The 19,933-nt window shown below is 62.4% G+C and carries 17 protein-coding genes; 8 read left to right on the top strand and 9 right to left on the bottom strand.

What is annotated here, in order from left to right:
- Positions 1-606 (bottom strand): CMP deaminase (locus E6X30_RS04320; RefSeq protein ID WP_316335785.1); only part of this gene is annotated, 606 nt, incomplete at its 3' end.
- Between the two features lie 133 nt (positions 607-739).
- Here E6X30_RS04320 and E6X30_RS04315 point away from each other — a divergent pair.
- Positions 740-1,168, top strand: coding sequence for a tetratricopeptide repeat protein (locus E6X30_RS04315; RefSeq protein ID WP_316335784.1), 429 nt, complete (start codon positions 740-742; stop codon positions 1,166-1,168).
- Here the strand turns inward: E6X30_RS04315 and E6X30_RS04310 are convergent.
- Both E6X30_RS04310 and E6X30_RS04305 read right to left on the bottom strand, forming a co-directional pair.
- On the bottom strand, positions 1,161-1,589 hold the full coding sequence (locus E6X30_RS04310; RefSeq protein WP_070435242.1) for a GNAT family N-acetyltransferase: 429 nt from the start codon (positions 1,587-1,589) through the stop codon (positions 1,161-1,163). The two genes, E6X30_RS04315 and E6X30_RS04310, sit on opposite strands and share 8 nt — an antisense overlap.
- Before the next feature lie 97 nt (positions 1,590-1,686).
- Positions 1,687-2,619 (bottom strand): PRC and DUF2382 domain-containing protein, encoded by a 933-nt coding sequence (locus E6X30_RS04305; RefSeq protein ID WP_316335783.1) that lies wholly within the window; start codon positions 2,617-2,619, stop codon positions 1,687-1,689.
- Between the two features lie 255 nt (positions 2,620-2,874).
- On the opposite strand from E6X30_RS04305, the gene E6X30_RS04300 reads away from it, so the two are divergent.
- Positions 2,875-3,420 (top strand): GNAT family N-acetyltransferase, encoded by a 546-nt coding sequence (locus E6X30_RS04300; RefSeq protein WP_040386503.1) that lies wholly within the window; start codon positions 2,875-2,877, stop codon positions 3,418-3,420.
- Here E6X30_RS04300 and E6X30_RS04295 read toward each other — a convergent pair.
- Positions 3,417-5,015, bottom strand: coding sequence for an anion permease (locus tag E6X30_RS04295; RefSeq protein ID WP_316335782.1), 1,599 nt, complete (start codon positions 5,013-5,015; stop codon positions 3,417-3,419). The two genes, E6X30_RS04300 and E6X30_RS04295, sit on opposite strands and share 4 nt — an antisense overlap.
- A 380-nt stretch (positions 5,016-5,395) precedes the next feature.
- On the opposite strand from E6X30_RS04295, the gene E6X30_RS04290 reads away from it, so the two are divergent.
- Positions 5,396-6,631 (top strand): threonine/serine exporter family protein, encoded by a 1,236-nt coding sequence (locus tag E6X30_RS04290; protein WP_316335781.1) that lies wholly within the window; start codon positions 5,396-5,398, stop codon positions 6,629-6,631.
- 9 nt (positions 6,632-6,640) lie between these two features.
- On the opposite strand, the gene E6X30_RS04285 is transcribed toward E6X30_RS04290, so the two are convergent.
- Both E6X30_RS04285 and E6X30_RS04280 read right to left on the bottom strand, forming a co-directional pair.
- Positions 6,641-7,261: a hypothetical protein gene (locus tag E6X30_RS04285; protein ID WP_316335780.1), complete on the bottom strand. Its 621-nt coding sequence runs from the start codon at positions 7,259-7,261 to the stop codon at positions 6,641-6,643.
- Between the two features lie 53 nt (positions 7,262-7,314).
- Positions 7,315-9,942 carry an MMPL family transporter gene (locus tag E6X30_RS04280; protein WP_316335779.1) on the bottom strand — a complete coding sequence of 876 codons (2,628 nt, stop codon included), beginning with the start codon at positions 9,940-9,942 and terminating at the stop codon, positions 7,315-7,317.
- 229 nt (positions 9,943-10,171) lie between these two features.
- On the opposite strand from E6X30_RS04280, the gene E6X30_RS04275 reads away from it, so the two are divergent.
- Positions 10,172-10,684, top strand: a complete 513-nt coding sequence (locus E6X30_RS04275) for a phosphoribosyltransferase (protein ID WP_016664163.1) — start codon at positions 10,172-10,174, stop codon at positions 10,682-10,684.
- 19 nt (positions 10,685-10,703) lie between these two features.
- Here the strand turns inward: E6X30_RS04275 and E6X30_RS04270 are convergent, their stop codons facing one another.
- Positions 10,704-11,639 (bottom strand): DUF808 domain-containing protein, encoded by a 936-nt coding sequence (locus tag E6X30_RS04270; protein WP_016664164.1) that lies wholly within the window; start codon positions 11,637-11,639, stop codon positions 10,704-10,706.
- A 186-nt stretch (positions 11,640-11,825) separates the two neighbouring features.
- Between E6X30_RS04270 and E6X30_RS04265 the strand changes: the two genes are divergently transcribed.
- The 4 genes from E6X30_RS04265 to E6X30_RS04250 all read left to right on the top strand — a co-directional run bounded on the left by E6X30_RS04265 (position 11,826) and on the right by E6X30_RS04250 (position 16,805).
- Entirely contained in the window at positions 11,826-13,085 is a 1,260-nt protein-coding gene (locus E6X30_RS04265) for an MFS transporter (protein WP_016664165.1), read from the top strand.
- 44 nt (positions 13,086-13,129) lie between these two features.
- Positions 13,130-14,137, top strand: coding sequence for a PPK2 family polyphosphate kinase (locus E6X30_RS04260; RefSeq protein ID WP_016664166.1), 1,008 nt, complete (start codon positions 13,130-13,132; stop codon positions 14,135-14,137).
- Positions 14,138-14,248: 111 nt separating this feature from the next.
- Complete coding sequence (tpx, locus tag E6X30_RS04255) at positions 14,249-14,743, top strand: thiol peroxidase (protein ID WP_016664167.1); 495 nt, start codon at positions 14,249-14,251, stop codon at positions 14,741-14,743.
- 151 nt (positions 14,744-14,894) lie between these two features.
- A complete protein-coding gene (locus E6X30_RS04250) occupies positions 14,895-16,805 on the top strand; it encodes a KUP/HAK/KT family potassium transporter (RefSeq protein WP_316335788.1) in 1,911 nt (636 codons plus the stop codon).
- Positions 16,806-16,825: 20 nt separating this feature from the next.
- Here E6X30_RS04250 and E6X30_RS04245 read toward each other — a convergent pair whose 3' ends face one another.
- Together E6X30_RS04245 and E6X30_RS04240 are read right to left on the bottom strand one after the other, a co-directional pair.
- Positions 16,826-19,060: an NADP-dependent isocitrate dehydrogenase gene (locus E6X30_RS04245; protein WP_316335778.1), complete on the bottom strand. Its 2,235-nt coding sequence runs from the start codon at positions 19,058-19,060 to the stop codon at positions 16,826-16,828.
- A 72-nt stretch (positions 19,061-19,132) separates the two neighbouring features.
- Complete coding sequence (locus E6X30_RS04240) at positions 19,133-19,906, bottom strand: ZIP family metal transporter (RefSeq protein ID WP_316335777.1); 774 nt, start codon at positions 19,904-19,906, stop codon at positions 19,133-19,135.
- Positions 19,907-19,933: the final 27 nt, after the last annotated feature.

Here is a 19,933-nt window from a genome sequence, read left to right as displayed (position 1 = left end):
GGCGTGTACTTCTTGCGCTGTTGACTCACAATGAACATCCTCTCCTACGGACACAAGATCCGCACTAATAGGGTGTCCACTAAACGAGGGTAACCTCAAAACGAGCTGCGCGGGGCCGGGGCGGAACGGATCGTCGACTCGGATGGTCTGCCGCTTATCTCCCTCCCTAATCGCGCGCTCGTAGCCTTCCCACATGAAGATCTTTTGCGGGAGCTCCACGGTGCGCCAGTCGTAGGCATGGGGGAGTAGGTCAGAAACGCTTACGGCCTCGAGCCCGTTGGAACCGCGAATCACGCACTGAATTGCGGGATCACGGTCGAAAAGCACCTGGCGGCACTTGCCACACGGCGAGATCACTTGCCCGGTCGGACCGTAGACGGCAACGATGGCGACTACGGGATCGTTGGCGCATTCTGCGGCGTGGTTCGCAAGTGCCGAGATTTCGCCGCACGGACCGCCAAGAAAGTGGAACGCATTGAGCCCAAGGACCGTGCCGCCAGACTTGGTGAGGAGAGCGGCAGCCACGGTGTGATCGCCGTTGTCATTGCACCGCTTGGCATGGTCGGTTGCAGCGCTGACGAGCTTTCTGAGCGAGGACGTAATCATGCCCTCACCGTATCAACGCCGTGGCGGAGCATTTCCTCATCTAGAAGGTCTCGGCCGGAGCTTCCACAACCCCGAACTACGCCCAGCCTTTCTTGCAACGCTGGCCGCGCAACTCCACACGGAAGGGGAAATCATGAGTCGGGAAGAAGAGATCGACGCACTCGCCGAACAGGGCAACGACCGCATGGATGCTGAGGACTACCTCGGCGCGGTGGAATTCTTCGATCGCGCGTGGCTACTGCTCCCTGAGCCGAAAACGCAGTGGCCGCAAGCAACGTGGCTTCTTGCGAGTATCGGAGATGCGCACGTGCTTCGCGGGGATTTCGAGACGGCACACGCGGCGCTCACGACATGCATGCACTGCCCTGATGCTCTCGGCAATCCGTTCATTCACTTGCGGCTCGGCCAGGCGCAATTCGAGCTCGGTAACGAACCGCGCGCGGCGGATGAGCTCATGCGCGCCTACATGGGCGCGGGACCGGAGATTTTTTCCGACGAAGACCCGAAGTACATCGATTTCTTAGCGAGCAAAGCCACGCATATCGAGCGACCGCTCAGCTGAAGCTCACGAAAACACGCACCTGTTCGCTGAGGTCGCCGAGGTCGCGGGTCTCAGTGAAGCCCATGGCTTCGTAAAACGAGCGTGTGGCTTGCCCGCAGTCGGTCATGAGCACTTTTTGTCGTACGTCGCTGTAGGGCTCGAACGCTCTCGAAAAGAGCTCGCGGCCAATCCCGTGGCGGTGGTGATTTGGCCTCACGAGAATGTCTTGGAGATAGACGATCGTGAGCCCATCGCCAACGATGCGAGCGAGCCCCACGAGCTCATCATCAACTCTCGCGGTGACGACGCGAAGTGAGGCGCCGATCGCCGCTTCGAGCCGGTCGGGGGTGCGAGTGTAGACCGACCAACCAACGGAATCGTAAAGCGAAACAAGCTCTTCTCGCGTGGGCGCGTCATCGATCGCGTAGGTCACGAAATCCATGGGCGCTAGCCTACCGTCGGAAATGGTGAAGCCCCCGCCTTCTCGTAGATACGCGAGCAGGCGGGGGCTTCTTCGAGCTTTAGTGCCTCAAAGCTTCTCAGACGGTGTCGCCCTTGCGGTTGCCCTCGGCGTCAACGCCGTCGACGGCAACCTCTTCGCGCGAAACGTCGGTCGCAACCTTCTCGGTGTCCTGAACGGTGCGGGTGCCCACGCGGACGTCCTCGGTCGCAACGGTCTCCTTGTTCACGACGGGGCGCTCTTCGGAGATCGACACCTCGACCTCGTCCTCGCCGAGGGGAGCGTCGGTTGCGGTGCCGGTCGCGGGGGTGCGCTCGACAACGAACTCTTCGCGCTCAACGGGAACCTCAACGGTCTTGGTGTCGGTCACGACGTGCTTGCGGAGGCGAACGCGGCCGGTCTCGACCTTCTCGGTGCCAACGTTGACCTGCTCCTCGTGGAGGGTGATCTTCTGCTCGCCGTTGACGTCGGCAGCCTCGCGGCGATCCGCATCAGCGGCGTAGTCCTCACGGTTCACGTCGCTAGCGGCATCGCGCTCGCCGGCAGCGCCCGCAACGCCCGCGGTACCGGCAACACCGGCGGTGCCGACGCCTGCTGCGCTCTCGTTGCCGGCGGCATTATTCGCGAGGCCCTGCTGGTTGAGGTCGCGATCCTCGCGGACCTCGCCCGCGTTGGCGGTGGTCTCGGTGCCGTAGCCCGGGTCCTTCACGCCGTAGTAGCGGTAGAGCTCGTTTTCCTGCTCGGGGGTGATCTCGCCGTCCTCGCTGATGTTCGGAGCGTCCTTCACGAAGTTCTTCTCGTAGGGGACGGTGATCTCGTCTCCGCTGAGCTGAGCTTCGTCGAGGGGAATGAAAGTCTCGTTCGAGCCGAAGAGGCCCGTGTTGACGGTGACCCACGAGGGCTCGCCGGTGCTGTTGTGGAGGTAGACCTGGCCGACCGAGCCGATCTTGTTGCCGTCGCGGTCGATAACGGTGGCTTTCTGGAGAGTGTCGATCTGATCGCGGAGGTTCATGGCTTTTGTCCTTTCCTCGTGCTTTGTCCTGTTCAGACTTTCGAGACACTTTGGGAAGCTCGTGAGCATCTCTTGTGGAGCGCTCGGAGCCCTTGCGCCCCAAGCGAGATCCAACTTTCCATGGGTTCCTTAGGGTTATTTCCACGTAGTCTGACCGGCGCGCGAGAGGAACCTTGCTGTGTGCTGGACAAAGCGCTGTGAGCCTGAAAGAGCTATGCGTGTGGTTTTCAGGCTCGAGTGAGAAACAATGGAGAAATGGACTTCATCGTTCGAGATGCACACCCTCACGATGCGTTCGCTGTTAGCGAACTTGCGGCCCGTACTTTTCCTTTGGCTTGTCCTCCGACGCTTGCTCAGGCCCACATCGACGCCTATATTCGCGAGCATCTCACTCCCGAACATTTTGCTGCGCACATCGATCACCCGGAGCACGATGTGCTCGTGGCAACCGTCGGAAGAGCACTTGTGGGCTACGCGCTCCTGCTCTTCGGACCAGATGGCGCCCCCGCACCGAATCTAGGCGTGACGCTCCAGCGCGCGGGGCTCCTCTCCAAGTGCTACGCCGTTCCCGAGGTGCACGGCAAAGGAGTCGCGGCGGCAATCCTCGAAGCCGCCGAACAACGCGCTCGTGAACGCGGTGTGGAGGGTTTATGGCTCAACGCGAATGCTGATAACCACCGGGCGCAGCGTTTCTACAGCAAGCACGGGTGGGAGCGCGTGGGCGATATCGATTTCGTGGTGGGTGAGGTAGTGCACCACGACCCCGTTTTTCAAAAGCCCGTATTTCAAACGGACGTTTAGCCGAATACGGCGCGCAGGATCACGATGCCGAGGGCCCCGATCGCAGCCGCGGCGGGAAGCGTGATGACCCACGCGAGGGCGATCGGCTTCATGAGATTCCAGTTCGCGGCCTTGTTGATGAGACCGATGCCGAGAATCGCGCCGATGAGGATGTGAGTCGAGGAGACGGGAATGCCGATCATCGAGGCTCCCATCACGACGCCCGCGGCGGAGAGCTCCGCGGCGAAGCCGGAGGCGGGGTGCATCTTCGTGAGGCCCGTACCTACGGTCTTGATGACGTTGCGGCCGATGAACCAAAGACCGCAAACCAAGGCCACGCCGGCGCTCAGCATGAGAGCAGCGGGCACTGTTGCATTAGCGGAGATCGACCCGGTCTTGAGAACATCGAGGACTGCGGCGAACGGGCCGACCGCATTCGCGATGTCGTTGGAACCATGGCTGAAAGCGAACGCCGAGGCGGTAAACACCTGCATCCACGAGAACAGGAGGAAGGTCGAGCGGGAGAGGTCCTCGTTTTTGAGCGTCTTCGCGAAAATAAACACGGCCATCCACACGGCAGCACCCACCATCGCCATGATGAGGATGTTGCCCGCACCGTTGATGTCGAGGTGGAGGTTCTTGAGGCCCTTGAAGAGGAGCATTGAGGAGATCACGATCGAGCCGGCGGCAGCGAGGAGTGGCACCCACGTATCGAGTGCGCGGTGGGCATTGATGTGCTCGGCGCGTTCTTCGATGTCGTGGAGCTCGCGATAGTAATCCGAGTCGAGATCCTCAACGTCGTAATCGGGATCCGACTGAATCGTTGAAGCATCGCGCGCCATGGCATTCGTGTAGGCGATCTGCTGAATTTCCGTGAGGCGTTCGAAGGCCTTCTTGTGCTTTTCACGGTGCGCGGCGCGGTCGATCTTGAGCTGGCGGAGCTTTTCATCGGCTTCTTCGTTGTACACGAGGATGTACCGCTTGATCGCCCCGAAGAGAATGTAGGCGACGATCCCGCCGAGGAGAGGCGACGCGACCCAGGACAGCGCGATCTTGCCAATTTCGCCCCACTGCACCATCTCGAAACCACCGGTGCCCGTGACGAGTCCGAGCGTCACGGCCGCGCCAACGATGCCGCCGACGATCGAGTGGGTCGTCGAGACGGGCCAACCCATCTTTGTCGCTACAAGCAGCCACAGGGCCGCGCCAAGGAGTGCCGACATCATGATGAAGGCGAAGTCGAGTGGTTGAACGGCGAAGGCATCGAGATCGACGATGCCGCTTCGCACAGTCTCAGTGACATCGCCACCAGCGATCACGGCGCCGCTCACTTCGAAGATCGCGGCAACCATGAGCGCCTGCTTCATGCTGAGCGTTCCCGCGCCCACGGACGTGCCGAACGAGTTGGCGACGTCGTTACCGCCGATGTTGAACGCCATGAACAGGCCCACGACGATGGTCGTGATGAGGATGCCCCACGATCCAGTGTCGGTGTAGCCAAGCGCCCAGTAAATGCACAAAATGAGCGTGCCGAGTGTGAGGACACCGAAGGCGAGGTGCCAATTGCGATCGGGGCCAAGGAACTGGCGCTTTGGTTCGAGGACGTCGTGAGACATGAGGAACAATCCTTCGAGGGCGGGGAGTGGACCGCATCATGATGCATCGGCAGAGCAACTGAAAGGTTACGCGCACTTTGCCTTTGGGTGGATATTCCCAGTCTGTTGGCCATGAATTTCACAAAGTACGTGGGGTAGACGGCTGGATTCTGCGCGGGCGAAAGCCGAGGAAGGGGCGATGGCGGCGAGGGGGCACGGTTTTTCTCCTTCTCGGTTGTGCTGTTAGCCATCACGGTGCCTGTGCTGCATGAAACTGCCATGAGGCGAAAATGAAGAAACCTTCATGTACTGGGAGCGCTAGGGTTAGACGGGCGCACGCCCGGCTGTTTCTGGTGCGGGGCCGTTCACATACGAGACGCAGCGAAGAGAGAGAAGGACCCATGCGAGACGAGCGGATGCGGGCTCTCGCAACCGCGGCACGAACCCTCGTGGGGTACGGCCACCTCACGTCGGAGGCAATCTCCGCGGTCGAATCCCTGAGCGCTCGACTCGGCTTGCCGGTACGGTGCATTGTTGAATGGAACCGCGTCGTCCTCGTCGACATCGACGGTCGTGCGCACACGACCGTCCACGTGCGACCCGAGGCGATCAACATGGCGCGCGTTAACGCGACGCTACGAGCTATCGACTCGCTTCCGGCCAGTGGCGACATCGGTGATCGTGAACTCGCGCGGCTCAATTCTCGGCTCGACGAAGCAGCCTCGATTTCGCACGCCCCGCTATGGCTTTTCGTCCTCGCCTGTATCGCCGGTGCGTGGGGTCTCGCTCTCATCTACGGCGCCCGCAGCCCGCTGTCGTACCTGTTGATCGCGCTGGCAGCGGGTATTGGCGGTTGTATGAGGCGATGGCTCGGGGCCCACGGTATTGCCGTGCCGGGCCAGGCGCTTGCGGCTGCCATGCTCGCGGGGATTCTTGGTGGGGTCGCCGATCACCTTGGTATCGCCTCGGCAGCCAGACTCGTCGCGGTATGCCCCGCCATGATTCTTGTGCCGGGCCCTCACCTCATCAACGGCGCGCTCGACGTCACGGGAAAGAACGTCACGGTGGGGTGGCATCGCCTCGTGTATGGCGGGATCATCCTCGCCGCGATCAGCGGCGGGCTCGTCGTGGGGCTTCTCCTCGTGGGGAGCGACCTTCCCGTTACTGCTGGTGCCCGTACGCCGTCGCTATGGGTCGATGCGCTCGCGGCAGCGCTCGCCGCGATGGCGTTCAGCGTCTACTTCTCGATGCCGCTTACGCAGGCGGCGTGGCCCATCCTCGTGGGAGGGCTCATCCATGCGGGACGCTGGATTCTCATGGTTTCGTGCGGAGTGAACGTCATTAACGCTGATCTCGCGGCCTGCATTGTCGCGGGACTTGTGCTGAGCGCCGTTGCACACCGCAAACGCCTGTCGTTCGCAGGCGTGGGGTTCGCCGCTATCGTCGCGCTCGTGCCCGGCATTTACCTGTTCCGCGCAGTGGCGGGAATGGTGCAGCTGACGGCGCGGCCCAGCACGGTTGTCGTGGTCGGCATTGCACAGGACTTCTCCGCCGCTCTGCTGATTCTCGCCGCGATGACGTTCGGGCTCATCCTCTCTCACGGCTTCATCACGAGGTGGCGCGCGGCCGTGCAGTAGTGGCGGTCGCTAGCCCTCGACCTTGCGCTTTGCCTCGCGCAATAGCGATGCATATTCGTGCGCGCTCATCGACACTTCCGGCATGTTGCGAAGCCCGTATCGGGCCTTGCCGTCGGCATCGTGCTCGAACTTCCACGCGAGGGGAAAGCCCGCACGGGCAGCCTTGCGGCGCGGCCAGGCGAGGACACCGGGGATGACGCGTTCACTCTTGAGTCCGAGCGCGGCCACAATCTCGGGCGCTCCGAGCGTGTTCGGCGCAGCGTCCATGAAAAGCGTGAAAATATCGCGCTCGTTTCGTTTGAGGGAACGCCACCACTCGACGGCGCAGTCGAGAAGGTCGTGATCGCTTGAGGTGGGCGCAGCGGCAGCGGCGCTGCGGCGCGGGCTTTCCGGCTCAGGGGGTGTGCGGTCCGACGCCGGTTGCGCCTCGTCTTTGCCTCGGTTGACGGCGCGCTCGCCGCCGGGGCGAGTTTCCGCAAGGCCCCCGTCTTCCGTCGCGGGCCTCTCGTGCGCGTCGTCGTTCGCTTTGGGCAGGGCCGTCTCGCTTTCCGCGAGCCACGTGCCAAAACGCGTGTAGAAATCGGCGAGCCGATCTTCGGGGACGAGAACCTTCACCTCATGCATGACCATAGGGCAATTCTAGGCCGCCCCGAACGGCGCCGTGCCTTTTCGCTGCCGTGTCTCTATCCCCGCGGCGCCGCGTCTTTCGGAGCCACCACCCGGTCGAGAACGGCGAGCAGTGCAGGCAGGATCCCCACGATCAGGATGATGGCCGCAAACGCGCCGATTGCGATGGTTCGACAGATCTGGGCAACCGTCGGATTTGAGAACAGAAAACCGATCACGCCCGTCACCAGCACCATGATGAGACCCGAGGTGAGGATCGTGTGAATCGAACCGTCGTAGGCGCGCGCAAGCGATTCTCGCACCCCGTGTTCCTGCCGTGCCTCCCGGTAATACGTCGTGAGGACGATCGCGTAATCGATCGTGGCTCCCATCAAAATGCACTGCACGATGAGCATCGCGAGATAGTACATGCTGTATCCCTGGAGCCCGACGGTGCTCACCGTAATAAAGACGCCCACCTGCACAAGCAGTACAAGAATCGCAGGCACGGCGATCGAGCGGAACGTGAGCGCCACAATGATGAATATTGCGGCCGCCGTGAAAAGTGCGATCTTCACATTTTCCGCGCCGAATCCCTCGCGCATTTCGTACACCATGGCTGAATCTCCCACGAAGAAATGCTCACCGGGCACCTTGGCGTCTGCGAGATCGACGAGATTCTCGACGAACGCGAGTGTTTCCGGGCTTTCCTTGGGGTAGTCAGTACGGATAATTAAACGCGAGAACTCGGTTCCCACGAACCGCGTGCGAACATCAGCGATGTCTGCGGCGGCGCTCTCGAGTTGAGAAACCTGCTCAGTGCTCAACTGCCCCTCAAATCGCCCGTCCTGCCCGGAGTTTTCGAGCATGAAGTGCACGAGGTCATCGAGTGACATCGTCCAGGACGGATCCGATTCGTGAAGCGCGCGGTGCAGCACGAAGAGCTGAGTGAGATCGTCCTCGTTGAGAGGAGCCGCGTCGCTCGCGTCGCCTGAATAATCGCCCTCGCTCCCGCGCTCCTTCATGCTTTTAAGCGCCGACGCTAGCTGCTTCGGGGTGAACTCGCGGCCGAGAACGTCACCGGGCACCTGACCTGAATCGAGTGCGCGCTCGAGGGCGTCGACTCCTTCAATCCGGCCGATGCCGCCCGACGTGAAAGACCCGAGTTCCCCCTTTTGGCTGAGGTTTTTAGCCTCGCGAGCGGCAGCCACGAATTCTCGTAGCGTCATGGTTCCCGCCTGACCGTCGTGGTACGCGAAATACACCATCGAGAGGGCCGTGTCGTTGAGGGCCAAGGAGCCGTCGGCCCCGTCCTTGTTCCCAATCGCGTTCCCAGAGTCGTGCGAACCCTCAATTTTTTCCAGGGTGCTTTTCATCTCGCGCTTCGTGAGCGGCTCCCCGACGGTCGTGGGGTAGCCCATCACGCTTATCGCGTGCGGATCGCGCTGTACAGCATCGGCAATCTCATGGATGTGCTCAGCATTCGAATTGAGATAGACGAGCACGATGTCGTTATCGGGGGTGAAATGCTCGGCGACCCGGTCGGGGGTCGAAAGCGTGTACGCCGTCTCCGTACGGGACTGGAGAAACGCGGATCCCGCAAGGACGGCGACGAACAGAGCGAGAACGACCCATCGTGCAGCGTGCTCGAGCCGAGCGAGCACGCCCAAGCGGGGGCTGAGGAACGGTTTTGGTGTGCGCGCTATCAAGGCGTCGCACATGACAAGGAGTGCGGGAAGGACCGTGAAAACGGTCAGCATTGAGATCGCTACGCCCTTGGCAAGGACGATGCCGAGATCGGCGCCAACCTTGAAGCTCATGAAGACGAGCACGAGGAGGCCGACGATTGTCGTAATCGATGCCGAGGCGATTGCGCTGAAGGCCTTGGGCAGGGCTCGCCTCATGGCGATTGCGCTTGCGTCCGGTACGGCGTCCAGACCGCGGCTTTTCTGCGCGGCGCGTTCCTGCCGATATCGATTGGCGAGGATGATCGAGTAATCCATCGACAAGACGAGCTGGAGGATAGCGGCAATCGAAAACGTCACTTCGGCGATTTCGCCAAGGACAACGTTGGATCCCATGTTGAGGAGCACGGCGATGCCAATCGTCGCGAGGTAGAGCAAAGGCTCGATCCACGATGCACTCATCGCGATAAGGATCGCGGCGAGCAGAGCGACAGCTATAGCCGCGATCCACAGGGGAAGCTCACCGCTCGTCGACGGATTATCGCTCGTGAAGGTGAGGGAGTGCCCGTTCAGGCCGGACTCGCTCAGTGCGGAGAGTTCCTCGGCAAAGGACGTCGCCGCAGGGTCTGCGTAGTCGGATTCGGAGGAGACGACGAAGAGCGTGTGGTCACCGTTGATGTATCGGGCTGGGTCGCCATCGGCAGGAGTGGCATTGGTTGACGATGTGACGTGGTGAACCCCATCGAGCTTCTCGAGGGCAGCGAGGGCCTCTTTGCGCTCCGAGTCGTCAGCGAGTCCATCCACCATGACCCGAAACGTCGAAAGATCGGGGTCATCGAACTGATCTGTGAGGACTTCGGTTCCGGCGCGCATCGGTGATGCGGACGGCAGATACTTCGCCATGTCGGCATTCACGCCGACGAAGGGAATCAACGCTCCAAAGAACACCGCGCACAACGCCGCAAGGGCGACGATCAGGTGCCGCGCACGCACGATGAGAGACGCACAATAATCAAGCATCGCGGCTCCTGCTGTCTTCACATGCGAGGTGCCTACCAAAAGGGTGGGCGGCTGTATCGAAGTCGTTACTAGTGTACGCACCCGGCAGCAGCGTTTCGAAGACGCGGAATTTCGCCCCTAGAATGGAGCCACGACCGGTTGGCCCCGAGGGTCCGACGGGGGAGAAGACAACGAACACACCACCGGAACAACCGGTGCGATCCGGAAAAGCCGGGGAAACGAGGACGCCGTGACAGGGGCCTACCACGCCGATTCAAGCGATCTGCAGGTGAAGGAGGTCCTCACGTGGGAGACCTTCGGCACCGCGAGCCGTGAACTTGCACAAACCATCATTGATTCGGACTTCGAGCCCGAGATCATCATCGCCGTTGCGCGCGGCGGCCTGCTCCCGGCGGGGTCCCTCGCATACGCTCTGGGACTCAAACTTGCCGACGCTATCAACGTCGAGTTTTACACCGACGTTCACGAGACCCTTCCCGATCCAGTTCTCCTCGCGCCGCTGCTTGACACCGAGGCTATTGAAGGCAAGCGCCTGCTCGTCGTCGACGATGTTGCCGATTCCGGCCGTACCCTCGCGCTTGTCCTCGAGCTTCTCGAGGCTCAAGGCGCCGAGGCGCGCTCCGCGGTCCTGTACTCGAAGCCGACGTCGGTCGTCGAGCCTCATTTCGTCTGGAAACATACCGCCGACTGGATCGTGTTCCCCTGGTCGGCTGAACCGCCCGTCACTCCCACGGAAAAGTAAGCGGCCGGCCCCGCTGGCGCTAGTGGGCCTTCTTCCCCCACGGGGTCAGTGCCCACACGCCGGCCACGACGGCGCCCCACGCGAGCCCGAACACCAGGGCGCACAGCGTATCGACGAGCCAGGCGAGCACTCCGCCCACGCCCGCGATCGCCTCGACGCCCTCGGCGAGGTGGTGCACGAGCGCGTACGGTGCGTGCAGCCCGAGCTCATCGAGCCCCGTGAGCATGATGTGACCGCCAACCCACAGCATGGCGAACATTCCGACGTAGCTGATGATGGTCATGACGACAGGCATTGCCCGCACGAGCCATGCGCCGAACGTCTTCGCGGCGCCTGAATCTCGTTTCGTGAGCGCGAGCCCAACGTCGTCCATCTTGACGAGCAGCCCCACGACCCCGTAAACGGCGAGCGTGATGACAATCGCGACGACCACGAGGATGAGGGCGCGATCCACGAGGGGCTGGTCAGCGACCTCGTTGAGCGAGATCACCATAATTTCTGCGGAGAGAATGAAATCGGTGCGCACGGCCCCCGATACAACCTTCTTTTCCGCATCCTCTCCCTGCACAACGGAAGGCTCGGCTTCTTTCGCTTCCTTGTTGCCGGTGACAAGCTCCCAAATCTTATGGGCACCTTCGAAGCACAAGTAGGTGCCTCCCAGCATGAGTAGCGGCGTGAGGACCCACGGCGCAAACTGCGAAAGAAGGAGCGCGAACACGAGGATGATGGCCTTGTTGAGCAAGGAACCCTTCGTGATTTTCCAAATGATCGGCAGCTCCCGCTTGGGATTGACTCCGCGTACGTATTGCGGAGCTACGGCTGCGTCGTCAACGACGACTCCCGCTGCCTTTGCGCTGACCTTCATGGACGCGGCGGCAACATCGTCGGCATTGGCCGCGGCCATGCGCGCGAGGGCAGCGATATCGTCGAGCAGTGCGGCAAAGCCAATGGCCATAAGGAAAAACCTTCCGGTGCGCGCGTCGAGGGCGCTCCCATTTTATGGGTATCCGCGCGGTGAATCCCGCCACCACAACTTGGAGGAGACTCGCGTCTTTTCCTAGAGTGTTGGGCGCTGCGCGGGTCAACATCCGTGAGCCCAGGCACCTGACGTGTCTGCCGCATAACGATGAAGGGGTGTGCCGTGTCGGCTGTTCCTCCTACCGTGACAGGCTCTATTCCCGCGATTAACCCGGAGGTCGATCCGTCGACCCTCCCCGAGGCAGCACCGAACAGCGAGCCGGAGAGCTCGAATTGGATCGCGGTGGTCGCGCTGGCTCTCGGGATCTTCACGCTTATCACCATCGAAGAGCTTCCCATCGGCGTGCTCACGCTTATCTCCAACGACCTCGGTGTGAGCCGAGGAACCGTCGGGCTCGCCGTGACACTTCCCGGCGTGATCGCGGGCGTTGTGGCCCTACTCGTGCCGAGCGTGACTCGCCCCTTGAACCGTAAGACCGTGCTGCTACTCGCTCTTCTCTCGGTAGTCGTGAGTTGCACGATTTCCTTCTTCTCCACCTCGTGGCCGCTCTTTCTTGCCTCGCGCATTTTCACCGGGATTGCAATCGGGATGAACTGGCCCGTGCTTCCGCTCGTCGCGATTGGCCAGGTAAAAAAAGAGGACCGCACGACTGCGCTGACCATTGCGTTTGCCGGGAACGGGAGCGCGCTCGTGCTTGGACTGCCTCTCGCAACGTGGCTCGGAACGATGCTCGGGTGGCGCGGCGCGTTCGCTGCCACGGGTATTCTCGCCCTCGTCGTGGGCCTCATGATGGTCGCAATGGTCAGGCCCGTGCAGTCGGCCGCGGTGGAAACCGTGCGCTCGACCCTCGGTGCTGTGAAGATCCGCGGCGTGCGCTACGCATTTGTGCTGACGCTCATTATCGTGACGGGCCAGTTCGTCTCGTACAGCTACGTGAGTCCGATCCTTCAAGACTTCGCCCACGTCGATCTCGAAAAGATCAGCATGTACCTGCTGCTTTACGGGGCGCTCGGCCTCATCGGGAACTTCGCCGCCGGCCCGCTCATCAAACGCTCTGCTGCCTTGGCGGTTCTTGTCCTTGCGGTGGGTACGGCGCTTTCGCTCATCCTCGTCGCGACCGTGATGTCCGCCCCCGTCAATGCTCTCGTCATCATCGCTGTGTGGGGCTTTTTTGGCGGCATGGCCTCGGTGTCGATTCAGTCGCTCGTCAACGCTGAGGCGGGGGACCGCGTTGAGGCGGGCACCGCTCTCAATAGCGCGGCATTCAACATTTCGATCGGTGGGGGTGCGATCATTGGCGGCCTCATCGTGGACAGCGCCGGGCTCCGCGCGGCGGTCTGGGTGTCGACGGCTGCCGTCGCCCTCGGTGCCCTCATCGTGACGCGCTTCATCGCACTCACGCACAGGCGAGCCTCTAGGTAAGTATGAGTCAGGGAGGGCCCCTCGCCGCTTCCTAGACTGAAGGTATGGCCAAAAAGGACAAGAAGAGCAAAAAGAGCACTGAGAACGCTCAGGCGCCCGTGCGTGAACAGCGCGAACAGATCGTTCTCGATCAGGCGAAGAAACACCTGAAGGTAAGTGATGCTGCACTCGACATCGTCGAGGACGGTACCTATGTTGACGCGCGCCCACGCGGGCACGAGCTCCCGCTCGACCTCGAGGGCTTCACTTCCGTGCGCGACCTCTCGACGAAGGCGCGGCTCGAGTTTGGCGGCGACAAGCAGGACGGCAAAGCAATCCTCGCCGCCCGCAGCGCGTACCTCAGTGAGCTCCAGGAGCGACTGTGGGCCGAGCATCGCGACCAAGAAAATGGCCGCCGCGTCCTTCTCGTGATCCAGGGCATGGACACTGCCGGCAAGGGCGGAATTGTGCGTCACGTGGTGGGCGCTGTTGACCCGCAGGGCGTGCGAATCAAAGGTTTCAAGGCCCCAACGGCAACGGAGAAGAATCGCCACTTCCTGTGGCGTATTCGTCGAGCGCTTCCCGAGCCGGGCTTCATCGGCGTGTTCGATCGATCGCACTACGAGGACGTGCTCATCCACCGCGTCCACGGGTGGGCAGACGACAAGACTCTCGCGAAGCGCTACAGCGACATCAACAGGTTTGAAAAGCAACTCGTCGAAGAACGGGGCTACGAGGTCGTGAAGGTCATGCTGCACATCTCCAAGGAGGAGCAGTGGGAGAGGCTCTACGAGCGTCTCGAACGCGAAGATAAGCACTGGAAGTTCAACATGGGCGACCTCGACGAACGTGAGCATTGGGATGCATACATGGATGCGTACGACGCTGCGATCCGCGAGACGCACAAGGCGTGGGCTCCGTGGCACGTCGTTCCCGCGGATCGAAAGTGGTACGCGCGGCTGGCTGTTCAGCAGCTTCTGACCGATGCGCTCGAACGCATCGCCCCCGCTTATCCGAAAGCTGACTTTGATGTGAAGAAGGCCATTGAGCGTATGAAAGCGGAGAGGGCGTAGGCGTGTCAGGGTGCGCCGCTTTCTGGCAACGGTCAGATGGCGGTTCTACTGTACGAGTCGTAGCAGGGCCGCATGTCGCGGCCGGACATAGCGATGAAAGAAGGAATGACGATGGCAGAAGTCACCATTGAAGGCGCAACCGTGTCGACGAACGGGGAGCTCCCCAAGGTTGGCGATCAGCTTCCCGCGTTCACCCTTGCAGACGCCGAGCTGAAAGACGTCACTCTTGACGACTTCGCCGGCAAGCGCATTGTGCTGAACATTTTCCCTTCGGTTGACACGCCCACGTGCCAGGCGCAGCTGCGCACGTTCAACAAGAAGGCCTCCTCGCTCGACAACACCGTCGTGATCGGTGTGTCGGTTGATCTTCCGTTCGCGCAGGAGCGTTTCTGCGGCGCGGAGGGCCTCGATGACGTCCACACGTTCTCGGCTTTCCGTTCGAGCTTCGGCAAGGACTACGGCGTGGTGCTGTCCGACGGCGAGTTCGCCGGCCTGTTCGCTCGTGCCGTGCTCGTCGCCGACGAAACCGGCAAGGTTGTGCACTCGCAGCTCGTGCCGAGTGTCGATGACGAGCCCGACTACGAGGCTGCACTCGCGGCTCTCTGATTTCGCGACAGTACGAAAGCGCCCCGGTGTGTGCCGGGGCGCTTTCGTATGTGGGGCTGATAGCCGCTGTACGGCCTTACGGATTCGTGAGCCACGAGACAGCCTTAACGGTTTCTTGACTCATGGGGCCAGGTTAGACTCGTCGGTCGTGATGACAACTCACGCCCGTTCACAAGGTATTTTTGCACTGTCCGTCGCCGCCCTCGGCGTTGTTTTCGGAGACATCGGCACTTCGCCGATTTACGCATTCCAAGCGCTTTTCACAGAGGCCGACGGCCACCCGCTTCCCCCTGATCCCCAGCATATTTTTGGTGCGTTGTCCCTCGTGCTGTGGGCAGTCACCTTCACGGTCTCCATTAAGTACGTAGGTGTGCTCCTTCGTGCCGATAACGACGGTGAGGGAGGCGAGCTCTCGCTCACGGCGCTTCTGACATCCGTCCTGTCGAGCGCGCGCACGCGAGGTCTGCTCGGCGCGGTAATGGTGCTCGGGATGTGCGCGGCGGGTTTGTTTTACGGCGATTCGCTCATCACCCCGGCCATCTCAATCCTGTCGGCTGTGGAGGGGCTCGAAGAGGCGTCTCCCGCCCTCGGCCCGCTCGTCGTGCCAATCGCGCTCGCGCTTGTGCTTGCCCTGTTCAGCATTCAGCGGTGGGGAACGGGCGTCGTGGGCCGCGCGTTCGGGCCCGTCATGATCGTGTGGTTCCTTGTGATCGCGACCTTCGGCGTGCTGTCGATCGTCAAGACTCCGGAAATCATCGGGGCGCTTTCCCCGCATCATGCTCTCGGCTTTATCGTGACGGAACCGCTCTTGGCATTTTTCGCGCTCGGCGCTGTTGTGCTGACGGTGACGGGCGCGGAGGCTCTGTATGCGGATATGGGGCACTTTGGTCGAGGACCGATCGCGAGGGCATGGTTCGCGCTCGTCTTCCCGTGCCTCGCACTTAACTATCTGGGGCAGGGGGCGCTCGTTCTGCGCGAACGCAGCGCGAGCCACCCGTTCTACGATCTTGTCCCGCACAGCCTTCAGTTCCCCGTGGTGATTCTTGCGACCCTCGCGACGATCATTGCGTCGCAGGCCGTGATTGCGGGGGCGTTCAGCGTGTCGATGCAGGCCCAACGATTGGGGCTGCTTCCGCGCCTCACACATACGTACACGAGCGAACACAAGGGGCAGGTGTATGTGCCCGGTGTGAACTGGCTACTGTGCGTGGGGGCACTCGTGCTCATCCTCGCCTTCCGCTCCTCGCAGGGGCTCTCGAGTGCGTACGGCATCGCCGTGTCGGGATCGTTCCTCCTCTCGACTGCTCTCCTGTTCCTCTACCTTCGCCACGTGCGAAAGTGGGCACTGTGGAAGGTCGTCGTCGTGGCCGCGTTCTTTGCGAGCGCCGAGCTCTTCCTGTTTGCGGCCAACGCGGCGAAAGTGTTCACGGGAGGGTGGATTCCCCTCGTCGTATCGGCGCTGTGCATCGCGACGATGCACGTGTGGCGCTTCGGCGCCGATCGCCTTCGTGAGCGCCGCCGGGACCTGTGCGGAACGTGGGAGGAATTCGTGGCGCGCACGGAAAAGAAGCAGCTCCAAAAGCTCCCGGGAACCGTCGTGTACCTCCACCAGGATGTCCATACGCCGCCGCTCGCGCTTCTCACGCAAACGCGCGTGAATCGCGCGATCCACTCGCGCGTCGTGATTGCCGAGGTGACGACCGAGCCTGTTCCACGCGTGAACGCGGAAGATCGCATCAAGGTCCTGGACGTCCCGGGCGTGCCCGACGGCGTCGAATGCGTGAACGTCCACTTCGGCTTCAAGGAACACCTGGATGTGCCGAAAGCGATGCGTCTTCTCGCCTCGTGTCCCGACACGAGCGAGCGTTGGAGCAATCAGCGTCTCAAGTCCACGTGGTTCGTGACAGCGCGCGCCAACCTCGTGCTCGCGCCTGCGACGTTCCTGACGCTCCTCGCGAAGAAAGTGTTCCGCGTGATGTTCAAGAACCAGGCACGCGCAAGCGACCACTTCCATTTGCCGGTCGCGCGTTCGATGGGCGTCGAGACCGACCTGCGCTTCTAGGGAAGCTCGAGGCGGGCGCGTTAGCGCGCCGCGAGCTGGTCGATGATCGCGTTGAACGTGGCCGAGGGCCGCATGACCGCTGCTGTCGATTCAGGGTCGGGCCGGTAATAGCCACCGATCTCAGCCTTCGTGCCCTGAACCGCGAGAAGCTCACGCTCGATGTCAGCGGCGGATTGATCAAGCTCGCGCGCGACGGGCGTAAACGTGCGCGCGAGCGCACTGCTGTCGCTTTGTGAAGCGAGCTCACGCGCCCAGAACAGTGCGAGGAAGAAGTGCGAGCCTCGGTTGTCGGTGCCGCCGAGGCGCCGTTCGGGTGACTTGCCTTCGGTGAGCAACGTTTCGGTCGCGCGCTCGAGCGTATCCGCGAGGACCTCGGCATCGTGGTTGTCGTCGCGACGTGCAAGATGCCGCAGCGATTCGGCGAGCGCGAGAAATTCCCCGAGAGAATCCCACCGCAGGTAGTTCTCCGTCACGAGCTGCTGGACATGCTTCGGAGCGGAGCCGCCCGCTCCCGTCTCGAAGAGCCCGCCGCCCGCCATGAGGGGAACAACCGAGAGCATCTTGGCGCTGGTGCCGAGCTCCATGATGGGGAAGAGGTCGGTCAGGTAATCGCGCAGCACGTTGCCGGTGACCGAGATCGTGTCGAGTCCATCGCGCGTTCGCGCGAGAGTCTCCCTCATGGCCTCGACGGGGCTGAGCACGCGGATGTCCAGGCCGTCGGTGTCCTCGTCGGCGAGCACGCGCTCGACCTTCGTCGCAATTTCGCGATCGTGTGCCCGCTCGGGGTCAAGCCAGAAGAAGGCGGGCGTTTCGCTAAGGCGCGCGCGACGCACAGCGAGCGCGACCCAGTCGCGCACGGGTGCGTCCTTCGTGTGGCATGCGCGGAAAATATCGCCGGCCTGGACGGTGTGCGATGTCAGCGCCGCGTCGTGGCACCCGCATGTCGAGCGGATCTCGATTCGCCCGTCTGCGGGGGCGATGAAAGTTTTGTCGTGGCTGCCGTATTCTTCGGCTTTCTGCGCCATGAGGCCGACGTTCGGCACGGTTCCCATGCCCGCCGGATCGAACGCGCCGTGGCGGCGGCAATCGTCGATCACAACCTGGTAGATGGGGGCATAGGAGCTATCGGGAATGACGGCAAGCGTGTCGTGCGGGGCGCCGTCGGACCCCCACATTTTTCCGCCCGTGCGGATCATCGCGGGCATGCTCGCATCCACGATGACGTCGCTCGGCACGTGAAGATTCGTGATGCCGCGATCCGAGTCGACCATCGCGAGCTCGGGCCCCTCGGCGAGGCGGTCACTCACAAGCGTGCGAATCGCCTCGGCGGTCTCGGCATCGAGCGCCTCGAGGCCCGAGAGGATCGCGCCCAGACCGTTGTTTGCCGAGAGTCCCGCATCCTCGAGTTTTGCCCCGAACCGCGTGAAGACCTCGGGGAAGAACGCGCGCACCGCGTGACCGAAGATGACGGGGTCACTGACCTTCATCATCGTGGCCTTGAGGTGGAGCGAGAACAGAACGTCGCGCTCGCGGGCCCTCTCAATCTGAGCGGTGAGGAATTGCTCCAGGGCACCGATGCTCATGACACTTGCGTCAATAATGTCGCCATCCTCGGCAGTCACGGCGTTTTTGAGGATCGTTTCGGTGCCGTCGGTGGCGACATGGACGATCTGGAAGGTTTTGTCGCCGTGAACGACGAAGCTTCGTTCGCTCGAGCGGAAGTCACCTTCGCTCATGGTGGCGACCTCGGTGCGCGAGTGGGTACTCCACTCGCCCATGCGATGCGGGTGGGCCTTCGCGAAGTTTTTGACTGCACGCGGCGCGCGGCGGTCAGAATTGCCTTCGCGGAGCACCGGATTGACGGCGGAGCCTTTGACGGCGTCGTATCGCGCGCGGACGTCGAGTTCGGTGTCGGTTTCGGGGCTATCCGGGTAGTCGGGGAGGTCGTAACCGCGTGCCTGAAGTTCGGCGATCGCGGCTTTGAGCTGCGGAACCGAGGCCGAAATGTTGGGAAGCTTGATGATGTTCGCCTCTGCGGTGCGCGCGAGGGCGCCGAGCTCGGCGAGTGCATCACGTTCGCGTTGGTCCTCGGGGAGGCGGTCCGCGAATGCGGCGAGGATGCGAGCGGCGAGTGAAATATCGCGGGTTTCGATGTCGACGCCAGCCTTCGAGGCGAAGCCACGCACGATTGGCAGGAGCGAGGCGGTCGCAAGCATGGGGGCTTCGTCGGTGATGGTGTACATGATGGCGGACATCAGTTTCTCCTCGCGGTGACGGTCACGAACTTCTCAAACGTACCAGGCCGCGGCGGGGTGCAAACCTCGTGCTCAGCCGCCGAGCGCCCATAGGCTCGCCGCCATGACAAGCGCACCGATGCCACACCACGTGAGGGTTCGCGTGAGCCGAGAGTGCGTGTAGGCGAGGGGGAGGAGCTCGACCGCGCTGATTGCGATCATCACCCCTGCGATGAGGGGGTTTGCCCATTCGAGGTTCGCGGCGTGCCCCGTGGCGGTGAGGAGCCCGTAGAGCGCGAGGGCTCCGACTGGTTCGGACAGCCCCGAGAGCGCTGTCGCGGCGATGGCCTTCGTTCGTGACCCCGTCGCGTGGAGGATGGGGGCGGCGACGGCGACCCCTTCGGGGATGTTGTGCAGCGCGATCGCGCCAGCGAGCGGGAGTGCGAACGCGGTGTCCTGGAGTGCGCTCGAAAACGTCGCGAACCCCTCGGGAATGTTGTGCGCGGTGAGTGCGAGAGCCGTGATGAGGCCCGTGCGCAAAAGTGCTCGTGCACGTGAGGAGTCCGACGGTTGCGTCGCCTCCCTAGCGCTCGTGACCGCACGGCGCTCCCACGCTCGCGAGGCAAGGTCGAGGGCGCCAATAATGACGAGGCCGGCGACGCAGTAAAGGGTGGTCGTGCCCGCTCCGAGCACACCGATCGAGTGGGGGAGGAGCTCGAGAGCGCTGACGGTGAGCATCGCACCTGCGGCGAACGCGAGAGCTGCGCCTAGGGCTTTCGGTTCGCGGGCACGGTCACTCAAGGCTATGAGAGAGCCGAGGATCGTGGCGAGCCCGGCAATTGTGGTGAGGGCGAGCGCGGTCAGCATGTTAAGAATTATTATCAAAAAGCAGGA

It is taken from the genome of Dermabacter sp., assembly GCF_032550575.1.
Lineage (GTDB): Bacteria > Actinomycetota > Actinomycetes > Actinomycetales > Dermabacteraceae > Dermabacter > Dermabacter hominis.
The sequence above is the reverse complement of the archived record's forward strand: the minus strand, read 5'-3'. Positions and strand labels throughout refer to the sequence as shown.

What these genes read in the sequence shown, in the direction of transcription:
- E6X30_RS04315 (WP_316335784.1), top strand. Translation starts at nt 740, where the DNA reads ATGAGTCGGGAAGAAGAGATCGACGCACTCGCCGAACAGGGCAACGAC.
- E6X30_RS04310 (WP_070435242.1), bottom strand. Translation starts at nt 1,589, where the DNA reads ATGGATTTCGTGACCTACGCGATCGATGACGCGCCCACGCGAGAAGAG.
- E6X30_RS04305 (WP_316335783.1), bottom strand. Translation starts at nt 2,619, where the DNA reads ATGAACCTCCGCGATCAGATCGACACTCTCCAGAAAGCCACCGTTATC.
- E6X30_RS04300 (WP_040386503.1), top strand. Translation starts at nt 2,875, where the DNA reads ATGGACTTCATCGTTCGAGATGCACACCCTCACGATGCGTTCGCTGTT.
- E6X30_RS04295 (WP_316335782.1), bottom strand. Translation starts at nt 5,015, where the DNA reads ATGTCTCACGACGTCCTCGAACCAAAGCGCCAGTTCCTTGGCCCCGAT.
- E6X30_RS04290 (WP_316335781.1), top strand. Translation starts at nt 5,396, where the DNA reads ATGCGAGACGAGCGGATGCGGGCTCTCGCAACCGCGGCACGAACCCTC.
- E6X30_RS04285 (WP_316335780.1), bottom strand. Translation starts at nt 7,261, where the DNA reads ATGGTCATGCATGAGGTGAAGGTTCTCGTCCCCGAAGATCGGCTCGCC.
- E6X30_RS04280 (WP_316335779.1), bottom strand. Translation starts at nt 9,942, where the DNA reads ATGCTTGATTATTGTGCGTCTCTCATCGTGCGTGCGCGGCACCTGATC.
- E6X30_RS04270 (WP_016664164.1), bottom strand. Translation starts at nt 11,639, where the DNA reads ATGGCCATTGGCTTTGCCGCACTGCTCGACGATATCGCTGCCCTCGCG.
- E6X30_RS04260 (WP_016664166.1), top strand. Translation starts at nt 13,130, where the DNA reads ATGGCCAAAAAGGACAAGAAGAGCAAAAAGAGCACTGAGAACGCTCAG.
- tpx (WP_016664167.1), top strand. Translation starts at nt 14,249, where the DNA reads ATGGCAGAAGTCACCATTGAAGGCGCAACCGTGTCGACGAACGGGGAG.
- E6X30_RS04250 (WP_316335788.1), top strand. Translation starts at nt 14,895, where the DNA reads ATGACAACTCACGCCCGTTCACAAGGTATTTTTGCACTGTCCGTCGCC.
- E6X30_RS04245 (WP_316335778.1), bottom strand. Translation starts at nt 19,060, where the DNA reads ATGTCCGCCATCATGTACACCATCACCGACGAAGCCCCCATGCTTGCG.
- E6X30_RS04240 (WP_316335777.1), bottom strand. Translation starts at nt 19,906, where the DNA reads ATGCTGACCGCGCTCGCCCTCACCACAATTGCCGGGCTCGCCACGATC.